Origin of the sequence: Paenibacillus sp. GCM10012306, from assembly GCF_042649265.1 — a bacterium.
Lineage (GTDB): Bacteria > Bacillota > Bacilli > Paenibacillales > Paenibacillaceae > Paenibacillus_AQ.
This window is the reverse complement of sequence record NZ_JBHRYW010000005.1, coordinates 366,020-377,236: the sequence shown is the minus strand read 5'-3', so window position 1 is coordinate 377,236 and position 11,217 is coordinate 366,020. Positions and strand designations below refer to the sequence as shown.

Here is an 11,217-nt window from a genome sequence, read left to right as displayed (position 1 = left end):
CATGAAGTCGCCTCGTTTCCACTGTTTGTAGGGGTACAAACACTGTAACGAACGGGCGGCTTTTTTTCTACCTTTTTTTGGCTAATCAACAGGCCTACCCTGAAGCATATTATTCAGAAAATAAGCTACAAAAATGCTCTTATATCCTCTATTTTCCGCAAAATGAAAAATATAAGGTACAAAAATGCTGTTATTTGAGAGTACAGCTTCATCGATTGAATTAGACGATGAAGCCCTTAAGGAGTGAATCAGCAGCGACCAATAGCCTACGGCTCTACCACTACTGTTAGCTTTCGCGTTAGCCCCACCGTTAGCTCTAGCTCTACCGTTGGCGTTAGCCCTACCTAGTCCTAGCGTTAGCCTTAACTCTAGCTTTAACGCCGCGCAGTCGATTTAAGTCTTACATTTGAAATCATCGCTTCACTATCGCCCCAAAAGAACCCCGAAATAAAATCAGTGCCTGTTCTTGGTCTTCGATGGTCGCTGCGGCTTGCGGCGCTGGGGAATGTTCGGCTGAAGATTGTCACTCACCCGGGAGACTTCATCCGCCAGCACCGAATCGATAATGTCGATCGTGAGATCGTAATAGGCGAATGGCTGGTGCTCGAACTGCTCCAGACGGGCGGCATAGTCCTTCACTTCAAGCACCAGCTTCACGAGATCAATACCAAGCTCCCTGGTCGTTTCTCGCTCCAGCCTGAAAACCGCACTCTCCAGCATCATTCGCCCGCCGCGCACATTGTTATTCCGGAAGTGGAACAGTCCTACAGCGATCTGAAGCAATCCTTTATACACAGGATCTTTATCCTTGGCAAGCCACAGCTCCTCGAGCACCTCATGACACTCGAAATAATCTCTGTCCCTGTTGAAATAGACCAGATATTCCAGGTACAGCGGTTCATAGCCCATCTGGCAAATCGCCTTTCTTCGCTTCCGAAAGAAGTCCGCGTACATGGTCCAGAAGACCCTTCATCGCGTCCATATCATGAGCCTGCCAGATTTCATTGAACCGTTCCTGACTTTCGATGGCCTCATTGACCAGATGATAGAAATACAACTGGTGGATCGCCTTCAGCACTTGCGTGGTTGTATTCGAATTTTCCTCGAAGGTCTTCTGCGCATCCAGAATTTCTTCACGGATACTGGACATTTCACTGTCAAGAATCGATGCCGCTTCCGCTGCTGTCTTCAGACGCAACCGGATTTCATCCGGCAGGCTTTCGCGGTATTTATAATTCAAGGAATGTTCGATCGTCGCCCAGAAATTCATAGCCAGCGTGCGGATCTGAATCTCGGCAAGCACAATCTTTTGGCCCAGGGCCGTCTGTACAGGATATTTAATAATCATATGAAAGCTGCGGTAGCCGCTCTCTTTATAATTGGTGATGTAATCTTTCTCATAGAGGACCTCCAGGTCCTTGCGGGCCCGGATATATTCAGCCACTCTGCGGATATCCTCCACGAATTGGCACATAATGCGAATGCCGGCAATATCCTCGATGCCCGTCTCCAGATCTTCCATCTTCACATTCAGGCGCTTAGCCTTTTCAAGAATGCTCGATAGTCTCTTCACACGTCCGGTTACGAACTCGATTGGCGTATATTCCTCTCTTTTCTTCAACTCCGAACGCATGGTCTTAAACTTAACTTTCAGTTCCTCCACAGTTTGCTCATATGGAAGTAAAAAAGTTCCCCAATCCCTTCCGTCCATCGCCTTCGTCCTCCTGTCCTTTCGTCTTCCTCAGTGATGATCCGCGCCCACCGCTTCGGAAAGTGTACGGAATCCGTCCCGGCGCAGCAATTGCCGCAATCCGGCATGCAGCCTCCGGTTCACTTCAGGCCCTTCATAGATAAGGGCTGTATAAATCTCAACCAGGCTGGCGCCCGCCCGAATTTTGTCATAGGCATCCTGACTGGTGAAAATCCCGCCCGAGCCGATAATCGGCATTTTGCCGTCGGTCTGACGATAGATTTTGCGGATAATTTCGGTGGAACGGTCACGAAGTGGCTTCCCGCTGAGCCCCCCGGCCTCTCCCGCCTTCTCGTGGCTCAGCCCCTCACGGGTTATCGTAGTATTAGTAGCGATAATACCGTCCATCCCTGCTTCAGTCAGCGTATGTACCATATATTCCAGCTCGGTGTCGCTCACGTCGGGAGCGATCTTCACCAGCAGGCTCTTGTTCAGTCCGGTCGCCTTGCGCTGAATTTCCATCTCTTCCTTGACCTGGGCCAGCAGGAACGACAGCTCACTGCCATGCTGAAGGCTGCGCAGATCTGGTGTATTCGGCGAGCTGATGTTCACCACAAAAAAATCACCGTACGGATACAGCGTACGGATACACTGGCGGTAATCCTCATGGGCCGCTTCATTACTTGTCGCCTTGTTCCGTCCAATATTGACCGCAACCGGAATTCTGCGGTGCTTCAGCGCCTTCAGGCGCTGGACCATAGCCTCAGCTCCGTCATTGTTAAAGCCCATCCGGTTGATCAGAGCCTCGTCTGAGGGCAGGCGGAACAAGCGTGGGCTCTCGTTGCCCGGCTGTCCTTTGGGCGTCACCGTACCCACTTCCATAAAGCCAAAGCCAATGGAAGAAAATCCCGGCACCGCTGCGGCGTTCTTATCCAGGCCCGCAGCCAGTCCCACCGGGGTAGGAAAATGAACCCCGAACAAATCGACAGCCATGTCGGCCGTCTCCGGCACCCCGTACATCAGTCGCAGAGCCGCGCTGCCACCAGGCACGAATGCCGCTTTGTCCAAGCCGCCAACGACCAGATGGTGCGCCTTCTCGGCGTCCATTTTGAAGAAAATCGGTTTTCCAAAATTACGATACAGCACCCTTCTCGCTCCTTCATGGGGTCATTGCTAGTGCTTAAGTCTCCCCGCTTCTGTAGGTTTCTACTTGATTTTAGCCTTTTCCGGGTGAAAAGAAAAGTTTTTTGCCCTTTTCCGCCCCAAAGGACCCGGATGCCAAGTATAGTAATTTTATTGTAAACGCATTACAATGTAAGGGTAATCACCGATTATAAGAGAAAGAAGGTCGAACTGTATGTCAACTAAACGTAAACCCCCTACACTGCAGCAGAAGAAGGAAGAAGTGAACCGCAAAGCCCTCTTGTGGATCGGCGTCAGTCTTGCAGCGCTCATTATCTTAGTTATTGTGCTGTTGATTGTGCTTTAGGCCACTAGTTCAACCAGTGGTACTTTTTATGGGGGTTGGTCTGATTCGCTGAAGTTGCCGGTGAGAAGCGTTCCTTCGGCAGCAGCAGTTCTGCAGGCAGAACCCCTTTGCTTATTTCTACCTTCGTTCCTTTAGGCGCCAGTGCGAATAATTCCTCTACATCCCCACGCCTCATCCGGATACATCCCAACGACTCATCCTTGCCGATGCTGTTCACATCATTCGTGCCATGAATGGCATAATTCGTATCGGAAAGCTGCATACCGCGACTACCGAACTCTCCGTTGTCATGCCCATTCGGGTTAACGACCTTATCTGAAATTACAAAATGCCCCTCGGGAGTACGGTCACCACCAAGACCCACTTCATAGTTACGCAGCATCACCGAGCCGCTGACGACTGCCAGACGGTGTGTTTTTTTATCTATAATAATAGTAAGCGGGCTGGCAAAATAGGGCTGGCCCGGAGCCCCGCCGCCGGCCCCTGACCCACTTCCAGCAGCTCCTTGGGGCGCTTGGGCCGTATCCTGCTGTTCCGGTTGATCTCCCTTGGCTCCCGGGATCGCCGCCGCCCTGAGCGGCTTAAATGCCTGCTTCATAGCCGGTGTGACGCCCCCCAGCCAATTCCCGGGAAACGGTCCAGCGAGATCCTTCATTGCATCCGGCAGCTTTCCCTTAGCGGCTTGGTAGGCCTTCATTGCACTCCACAACACAGCCTGCTCTTCCTGTGCGTCTTGCCACTCTCCAGCCCGCTTGGCCAGCTCGCCATGCTCTGGCGGCTTACAGTTGCAGACAGCAGGCTCATAGGACTGATACTCGATGGCTCCGTTACCCGTCTTTTCAAGCGTAGAAATCAGTGGCAGCCGCTTCTTCCAGATCAGCCATTGTCCTTGACGCTTCATGCCGAGTACCGTTGTCTTGGAGACCGGCTGCTTGCTACCGAGCAGCGCGACCAGCACCTTGCCGGCTGAGGAAGCGTCTCCACTTTCTACCGCAGTGAAGGATAGCTGACTCTTGTTCGGAGCCTGGCTATTTTCCGGTTTAGCCATCGCAGGAGTCTCGGCAAGATCAGCCGTGTCTGAATCCTCCGAAGCCAGAGCCGGAGCAGAAGCCCCATCGGCTTCCCATGGCCGGACAAGCCCAGGTGCAGCTGCCGAAGGGATGGCTACCAGCAACAAGAGAATTAGTGCCAGCAGCGCGCGGCGAATCTTCTTGTGTTTTCGGTCTCGCTCACGCCCAGCCTGAAGCAGACCTTCCTCATACTCGCGCAGCATCTCAGCTGGCACCTTGCTATGCTCGAAAGCCTCATAGACCTCCCCGGACTGGTTGAAGCAATAATTGGCTTTGCCCTGCTGTCCGTTCTTATAATATTCTTTCCCAAGCAAGTACCATGCCATCTTGTTGTCAGGATGCATCTGCACGTAAGCTTTGAGATGCTGTATATTTTTCATCGGGACCTCCGCTATTAAAAGATTCCTTCATTATTACTATCGGTCAGACAAGAAAAAAAAGACATCCCCAGCACCGAAAATGTGCCAAAGGATGTCTTTTATGTCGTATGACAATAATATCGCGGGTGAATTAACCTTCTTTATTAAACGGCTCGTCCGCAATCTTGATGGAATCTGTCGGGCATCCGTCGCAAGCATCTTGCAGATCGTCGAACAGATCATCTGGAATTGCTGTTACGCCGTGGTTTCCGTCATTCTCATAAATAACTTCCGCCAAACCTTCATCATCGTAATCATAAATATCAGGGGCCGTTGCGCCACATGCACCGCATGCAATGCAAGTATCCTTCTCGACCCAAGTGTACTTAGCCATATTTATCTTTGCCTCCTGTTAAACAATGCAGCGCCGTATGAACGGTCTGTTATTTGTCTCATATTAATATAAAAGGAATGCAATTTCAATGATATTTCAAGACGTTTGCATTTCTGCCTCAAAATATGGTAGCTGACCTAAGGTGACAGCCATGCCTTTATTTCAGTCCTGATCCCGCTCCAAATGCCCGAGATTATCTTTCTGCAGCGAGGTGCCTCGATCCTTGTGGTTACGTAGCAACGAAGAATGCGTGTCGCTCAGCATTCCTGCCGTCAGCACCGCATTCTCGCCAAACTTATTGCGCAGCATGTCCATTGTCTTATTGAGCGATTCCTTCTTGGGCTGACGCTCGTAATCGAACAGATCCAGTTGGATCGCCGCCTCTTCTTTGAGAGACAGCCCTTGAGAGGTCACGCCAAGCAATCGCACGGGCTTATCTCCCCGCCAATGGCGCACAAACAAGTCACAGGCCGCCTTGTAGATATCCTCTGCCGTCTCTGTAGGTGCATCCAATTGCCGCGAACGGGTGATCGTCTTCATATCAGGCGTACGGATGGTCAACTGGATACCGGCAGCCACGAGACCCTGCTTCCGCAGCCGCCTTGCTACCTGGTCACTCAGGTTGAGCAGGATAGGCCGGGCCTCCGCGATGCCTATAACATCCTGCGGCAGAGTAGTCGTATGACCGATCGACTTGCTCTGTTCCCGCTCCGGGTTGACGACACCATGATCGATCCCATTACCTGCCCGCTTCAGCCAGGAACCCATTACACCAAAATGCTCAGTCAGCATCACCTCGTCGGCGGCAGCCAGCTGTCCAATGCTGTAAATCCCAAGCTTCCTTAATTTCTCCGCCGTCTTCCCGCCAATCCCGAACATTTCGTTGCAGGGCTTATGCCACAGAATATTCGGAACATCGCGCAGCCGCAGTACGGAAATACCGTTCGGCTTTTTCAGATCGGAGGCCATCTTAGCCAAGAGTTTATTCGGAGCAATTCCAATGGAGCACGGAAGGCCCAGCTCCTCCATAATGCGGCGCTGGATCTTCTCCGCAATCTCCAGCGGTGTCCCAAACTGGCGAGAGCCGGTAATATCCAGATAACATTCGTCAATGGAGACTGCTTCGAGTAAAGGAGTATAACTATAGGCAATCTGCATGAACGCATTGGAATATTTGCGGTATAGATGAAAGTTTGGCTTAATAACAGTTAGCGATGGACAGATCCGCAGCGCCTTCTGCACCTGCATTCCCGTAGAGATTCCCAGTCGGCGTGCAGCATAGGAGCAGGTCACAATGATTCCCTTACGCATCTCCACACTTCCGGCCACGGCCGTCGGCTTGTCCTTATATTGAGCCGGGTCCTCCGCCTCATGAACAGAGCAGTAAAAAGCGTTCATATCCACATGCAGGATCACACGGCCGCTTGCAGGATAATATTGGTCAACATTCTGCACAATATCTACCCTCTATCCTCTTATGGTTTCTATTGTCAGAATTAGAATACCGCTACCCTGAGCGAAGGTCAACTTGCCGCACCTTCTTTTTTAGCACATACGTTCTCTACCACGTTGCCGTGCAAAAAAGTTCTCTGTTACATTCCCGCGTAAAAATGCTATAATATATGAATTCATTTCCCTTAAGGAGGACTATCATGTCAAAGTCCATCTCCATCTTCGATACAACGTTGCGCGACGGCACCCAAGGTGAAGGTATCAGTCTGTCGGCCGACGACAAACTGAAGATCGCCAAGAAACTCGATGATCTGGGTGTGCACTATATTGAAGGTGGCATCCCGGGAAGCAACAATAAAGACATCGAATTTTTCAAAAGAGTCAAGGAGCTTCACCTGAACGCCAAAATCACCGCCTTCGGCAGCACCCGCCGCAAGAACTCTCTGGCTGAGCATGACGACAATCTGCAGCGAATGCTTGACGCAGGCGTGCCTGCAGCCACACTCGTAGGTAAGTCATGGGACTTCCATGTGCATACCGCACTCCAGACTACTCTGGAGGAGAATCTCGCCATGATTGGGGATTCCATTTCTTTTCTGAAGCACAAGGGCCTTGAAGTTATTTTTGATGCCGAGCATTTCTTTGACGGTTATAAAAATAACCCCGAATACGCCGCTGCAGTCTTGGCCAAAGCCAAAGAAGCCGGCGCAGACTGGCTGGTCATGTGCGACACGAATGGTGGAACACTTCCCCATGAAATACAGGAGATCGTAACATCATTGACGGTACGGCTGCCAGACGCTAAGCTCGGGATCCACACCCACAATGACTGCGAACTGGCAGTGGCCAATACGCTTAGCGCCATCGGTGCAGGTGTCCGCCAGGTTCAGGGAACCATCAACGGTTACGGCGAACGCTGTGGCAACGCCAACCTGTGTTCCATCATCCCTACGCTGCAGCTTAAGATGGGTTACCACTGTATTCCGGGCGATAATCTGTCACAGCTCACCAACACCGCCCGCTTTATTAGCGAAGTGGCCAATGTGAACATGCCTGTGAATCAACCCTATGTAGGGAATGCGGCTTTTGCTCACAAAGGCGGTATTCACGTCTCCGCCATCCTGCGCGATTCGCGTACCTATGAGCATATCGCGCCCGAGCTTGTCGGCAACAAGCAACGCGTTCTCGTCTCAGAACTCGCAGGACAGAGCAATGTGTTGTCGAAAGCCCAGGACATGGGACTTCAACTCGATCCAAGCAGCGAACAGGCTCGCAAAGTTATCGACAAGATCAAGACACTGGAGCATCAAGGCTATCAGTTCGAAGGTGCAGACGCCTCACTAGAGCTGCTGCTTCGTGAAGCAACAGGTGAAGTGAATGAGTTGTTTGTCTTCGAATCCTTCAAAATGCTGGTGGAGAAAAATGCCGGCAGCCCTGTTGTCTCCGAAGCCTTTGTCAAAATCCGGGTCGGGCAAGAGAGCCTCTACACCGCCGCGGAAGGCAATGGTCCGGTCAATGCGCTCGACAACGCGCTGCGTAAGGCTCTGCTAACCTACTTCCCGCAACTCAAAGAAATGCACCTCTCCGATTATAAGGTGCGGGTTCTGGATGAACAGGATCAAACAGCGGCCAAGGTACGCGTATTGATCGAGTCGAAAGACTACCATCAAACCTGGAGTACTGTTGGTGTATCCAGCAACGTGATTGAAGCCAGTTGGGAAGCACTAGTCGACAGTATGCGTTATGCTTTGCTTGGTCAGATTTCCCAGGTGCATGAGCAGCTGGAAGAACATGAGCCAAGAGGTCTCGTTAACCATTAACGAAGCCGCGAACACAGGAAATCCCACTATCAGCAGCGTCATTGCTGATAGTGGGATTTTTCAGGTGCTAATGATTCTCCTTTTCTAAGAACCAGTAAGTGTAACGATCTTCGCTTCCAATTCCTCCGGCGTCAGGATACCCAGTATAATCTCGGAGATGACACCGTTCTTGTCAATAAGCACATTGGTCGGAAAGACCGCGCCATTAAATTTGGCAAAGGCTTCGCCCTTCAGATCGTACATCACCGGAAAAGTCAGCTTGAACTTCTTCACGAAACGCTCAGCATTCGGCTTATAATCATGGCTGGTCACATTGATGCCGTAAATATCCAGCTTGTCTTTATACTTTTGGGCAATAACATTCAGCTCTGGAGCCTCCTGTTGGCAGGGATCGCACCAAGAAGCCCAGAAATTGAGCATGACGGCTTTTTCTCTTTTGCCGCCTACTTGATATGTGCTGCCATCACTTCCTTGAAGGCTCAACGCTGGCGCCAGCAATCCGGCACGAGGTCCAGATTCGGTGGGCAGCTCCTGCGAATTGAATACAGCTACCGCTTCCGATCCCCGTTCACGCCACATTACAAGCACACCCAGAATAACAATCAAGGCTACTACCGCTAAATTCCGTTTATTAACAGCTTTCATTGGCGTCTGTTCCTTTGCGAAATGGGATAGTTTCTTAACTATTGTACCCCCATTCGGTAAAGTTTCAAACCACCCATAAATTTGTCGCACATAAAAAAAGGACTCCGCCGCTGAGGACGAAATCCAAATGAAGAGAGGGGTGAACAATTGACAGCACGCCGGAGAAGGATCCAGTCCACTCGGATGGATTCTTACTTACAGCAAGGGCTGGGGAGGCCACCCGCTGTCCAGTTGTCCACGTCATACATGCGGAGTTCTGCCGGTAGCTGCCGCAGCGGGGGGCATGCGCATCAACAGCTTGTGCCAAGCGCGGGCGTAGCGCCTTACCCGCTGCATCTGTACACCTGCCCATGGATCATGGATACACACATGATGTCTTGTGAAGTTTGCGCGGAACGGTGGACTGGTCAGAGCCCAGCGCGGATGCCCACGGATACACACAATGGCTTGTGTGAATTAGCCGCTCTAGGCTCTACTTAAATAAGCGTACAGATCACCCAGCGTCTCTACCTGACGCCGATTGGCAATCTCACGGAGGTAAGCCACCCAGAGCTGCGCCGTCATTTTAGCATCCTCCAGAGCATGATGCCGTCCTTTAATCGGTATACTATGCACGGCCAGCAGTTCATCCAGAGTGTAATTGCTCCGCTGCGGCTCCAGCCATCTAGCCAGCATCATTGTGTCTAGCACACGATGGGTTAACTGAACCTTAGAGGTTTTCCATAGGGCCGCATTTAGAAAAGCTTTGTCATGTGCACTTGCATGAGCCACCAGTACCCGCTGCCCCACAAAGGACATAAAGTTATGAAGCCCCTCCATCAGAGGTGGCGCTGTCTTGGTCATGTCTTCAGAGATTCCAGTTAGCTCTGTAATGTTAGCCGGAATTGTCGTCTGGCAGTTAACCAAGGTATAAAAGCATTCTTCCTCCTTGATCTCCTCTCCTACCACCCGTATCGCCCCGAAGGACATAATTTCGTCTCCGTGCTGGTGGGAAAAGCCTGTTGTCTCCAGGTCAAAGATTACTGTTTCCAGCTGTGACAGCGGAGTATGCAGCACTTCGGGCCGCCGCTTCTCCCGCATCAACGAGCGAATAAAAGCCATCTGCTGAGCGCTCTGCTGCGCCGTCTCACCACCCCGCATGGAAGCAATCGCCGACGGCATTCCTCCTTGTCTCAAGTTGCTCCAGAATCCGCCGCCCTTGTTCGGCTCCTTCATGACTGCCTCCTCTCCGCTGCTCTAAGCTGTCTTTGCAAGGCACGGTGAATACGCCTGACCAATAGCAGACTTCCACGCAGCTCCGACATCAGCTGCTTGCTCTTAAGGTCCTGCTCCGACACATAATCACTGCTGAGCAACAATCCATCCCGAGTGATATAAGGTGTATTAGATCGCATTCGTAGTGCTGTCAGAAACGCTGTATGGATATCACCAAGATGATCATACTGCCCAAGTTGCTCCAGTTCCGCAAGCCGTTTCAAAGTAGCACTCTGCTGAATTCCATGTAACAGAGACAAGTGCCTTACACTGTTAACCAGCGGGATATACATGCCGTATTTGATATCGAAGCCTCCGGCGTAGTCCCCGAATCGTTCAGTAAGCACTTGACCAAGCAGGTTAAGCGTCGCCTTATGACGGACTGTGTTGCGCAACACGGCTGCGCTAAGCTTCTCATTGCCAATGAATCCTTCATGATAAGCCTTCAGCCATTGCGCCGACAGTCCAGCATCTCCGGCAACATGACGCATATCTGAAGCAATAATGAGATAGCGAACTGGCTCCCATTCCAGCTGCTCTCTCCATCCTTCGAGCTGTTCCTTCCATTCCTGGAGCGTCTTGCGCCACATAGGCTCGGAACACATGACCTTGCCTTCGCATTTCTCATACCCTGCTTCCTCTAATACATCAGAGAGCAGTGCACCAAAGGCTTCGAAATACCGATTCTTAGCTCCATCCGGTTCTCCATCCACAATTAAACCATTGTCCTGGTCACTCCATAATGTAGCTTCTTGTCGGCCCGCACTGCCGAATACAATAAAGGAATAAGCGCAGGGAGGCGGGCCGTAGCCCGCCTCTCTCATCTGCGCCTCGCATATTTGCACTGCGGCCTTGGCAATGAGATCATGCATGGCATTCACGCGTGACAGCCATTCACCAATCGAAATCACATTCAACTGCTGTAGAAGCACATTTTGACAGGTGATGCGCCTTTGCTTAAGTTCATGTGGCGAACCAGCCGTTGCGATGGAAGTATAGTAGTCCTCATTGATCCATCCTGCAGACTCCATCGAAGCCAAGCGG

The 11,217-nt window shown here is 51.3% G+C and carries 12 protein-coding genes; 2 read left to right on the top strand and 10 right to left on the bottom strand.

The window, feature by feature from the left end; translation table 11 throughout:
* Positions 1–453: 453 nt before the first annotated feature.
* From ACFORK_RS14400 to ACFORK_RS14390, 3 genes are read right to left on the bottom strand one after another with little or no spacing between them, the layout of a single operon-like run.
* Positions 454–909, bottom strand: a complete 456-nt coding sequence (locus ACFORK_RS14400; protein WP_379199975.1) for a DUF309 domain-containing protein — start codon at positions 907–909, stop codon at positions 454–456.
* On the bottom strand, positions 899–1,711 hold the full coding sequence (yjbM, locus tag ACFORK_RS14395) for a GTP diphosphokinase (RefSeq protein ID WP_379199973.1): 813 nt from the start codon (positions 1,709–1,711) through the stop codon (positions 899–901). The genes ACFORK_RS14400 and yjbM overlap by 11 nt, the downstream gene beginning before the upstream one ends.
* Before the next feature lie 30 nt (positions 1,712–1,741).
* Positions 1,742–2,836: a quinone-dependent dihydroorotate dehydrogenase gene (locus ACFORK_RS14390; RefSeq protein ID WP_379199971.1), complete on the bottom strand. Its 1,095-nt coding sequence runs from the start codon at positions 2,834–2,836 to the stop codon at positions 1,742–1,744.
* Positions 2,837–3,047: 211 nt separating this feature from the next.
* Between ACFORK_RS14390 and ACFORK_RS14385 the strand changes: the two genes are divergently transcribed.
* The gene (locus tag ACFORK_RS14385; protein WP_379199969.1) at positions 3,048–3,179 is read left to right on the top strand and encodes a hypothetical protein; all 132 of its coding nucleotides are present in this window, start codon (positions 3,048–3,050) and stop codon (positions 3,177–3,179) included.
* A 4-nt stretch (positions 3,180–3,183) separates the two neighbouring features.
* Here the strand turns inward: ACFORK_RS14385 and ACFORK_RS14380 are convergent, their stop codons facing one another.
* The 3 genes from ACFORK_RS14380 to ACFORK_RS14370 all read right to left on the bottom strand — a co-directional run bounded on the left by ACFORK_RS14380 (position 3,184) and on the right by ACFORK_RS14370 (position 6,457).
* Complete coding sequence (locus tag ACFORK_RS14380) at positions 3,184–4,629, bottom strand: L,D-transpeptidase (protein ID WP_379199967.1); 1,446 nt, start codon at positions 4,627–4,629, stop codon at positions 3,184–3,186.
* Between the two features lie 130 nt (positions 4,630–4,759).
* Positions 4,760–5,002, bottom strand: coding sequence for a ferredoxin (locus tag ACFORK_RS14375; RefSeq protein WP_379199965.1), 243 nt, complete (start codon positions 5,000–5,002; stop codon positions 4,760–4,762).
* 162 nt (positions 5,003–5,164) lie between these two features.
* The gene (locus ACFORK_RS14370) at positions 5,165–6,457 is read right to left on the bottom strand and encodes a DNA polymerase IV (protein ID WP_379199963.1); all 1,293 of its coding nucleotides are present in this window, start codon (positions 6,455–6,457) and stop codon (positions 5,165–5,167) included.
* Positions 6,458–6,654: 197 nt separating this feature from the next.
* On the opposite strand from ACFORK_RS14370, the gene cimA reads away from it, so the two are divergent.
* Positions 6,655–8,274: a citramalate synthase gene (gene cimA, locus ACFORK_RS14365; RefSeq protein WP_379199961.1), complete on the top strand. Its 1,620-nt coding sequence runs from the start codon at positions 6,655–6,657 to the stop codon at positions 8,272–8,274.
* An 84-nt stretch (positions 8,275–8,358) separates the two neighbouring features.
* Here cimA and ACFORK_RS14360 read toward each other — a convergent pair whose 3' ends face one another.
* The 4 genes from ACFORK_RS14360 to ACFORK_RS14345 form a co-directional block, all read right to left on the bottom strand.
* Positions 8,359–8,919: a TlpA family protein disulfide reductase gene (locus ACFORK_RS14360; RefSeq protein ID WP_379199959.1), complete on the bottom strand. Its 561-nt coding sequence runs from the start codon at positions 8,917–8,919 to the stop codon at positions 8,359–8,361.
* Between the two features lie 64 nt (positions 8,920–8,983).
* Positions 8,984–9,271, bottom strand: coding sequence for a hypothetical protein (locus ACFORK_RS14355; RefSeq protein WP_379199957.1), 288 nt, complete (start codon positions 9,269–9,271; stop codon positions 8,984–8,986).
* Between the two features lie 113 nt (positions 9,272–9,384).
* Complete coding sequence (locus tag ACFORK_RS14350) at positions 9,385–10,134, bottom strand: exonuclease domain-containing protein (RefSeq protein ID WP_379199955.1); 750 nt, start codon at positions 10,132–10,134, stop codon at positions 9,385–9,387.
* Positions 10,131–11,213: a DUF294 nucleotidyltransferase-like domain-containing protein gene (locus ACFORK_RS14345; RefSeq protein WP_379199953.1), complete on the bottom strand. Its 1,083-nt coding sequence runs from the start codon at positions 11,211–11,213 to the stop codon at positions 10,131–10,133. Before ACFORK_RS14345 ends, ACFORK_RS14350 begins: the two co-directional genes overlap by 4 nt.
* Positions 11,214–11,217: the final 4 nt, after the last annotated feature.

What these genes read in the sequence shown, in the direction of transcription:
- ACFORK_RS14400 (WP_379199975.1), bottom strand. Translation starts at nt 909, where the DNA reads ATGGGCTATGAACCGCTGTACCTGGAATATCTGGTCTATTTCAACAGG.
- yjbM (WP_379199973.1), bottom strand. Translation starts at nt 1,711, where the DNA reads ATGGACGGAAGGGATTGGGGAACTTTTTTACTTCCATATGAGCAAACT.
- ACFORK_RS14385 (WP_379199969.1), top strand. Translation starts at nt 3,048, where the DNA reads ATGTCAACTAAACGTAAACCCCCTACACTGCAGCAGAAGAAGGAAGAA.
- ACFORK_RS14380 (WP_379199967.1), bottom strand. Translation starts at nt 4,629, where the DNA reads ATGAAAAATATACAGCATCTCAAAGCTTACGTGCAGATGCATCCTGAC.
- ACFORK_RS14375 (WP_379199965.1), bottom strand. Translation starts at nt 5,002, where the DNA reads ATGGCTAAGTACACTTGGGTCGAGAAGGATACTTGCATTGCATGCGGT.
- cimA (WP_379199961.1), top strand. Translation starts at nt 6,655, where the DNA reads ATGTCAAAGTCCATCTCCATCTTCGATACAACGTTGCGCGACGGCACC.
- ACFORK_RS14360 (WP_379199959.1), bottom strand. Translation starts at nt 8,919, where the DNA reads ATGAAAGCTGTTAATAAACGGAATTTAGCGGTAGTAGCCTTGATTGTT.
- ACFORK_RS14355 (WP_379199957.1), bottom strand. Translation starts at nt 9,271, where the DNA reads ATGGGCAGGTGTACAGATGCAGCGGGTAAGGCGCTACGCCCGCGCTTG.
- ACFORK_RS14350 (WP_379199955.1), bottom strand. Translation starts at nt 10,134, where the DNA reads ATGAAGGAGCCGAACAAGGGCGGCGGATTCTGGAGCAACTTGAGACAA.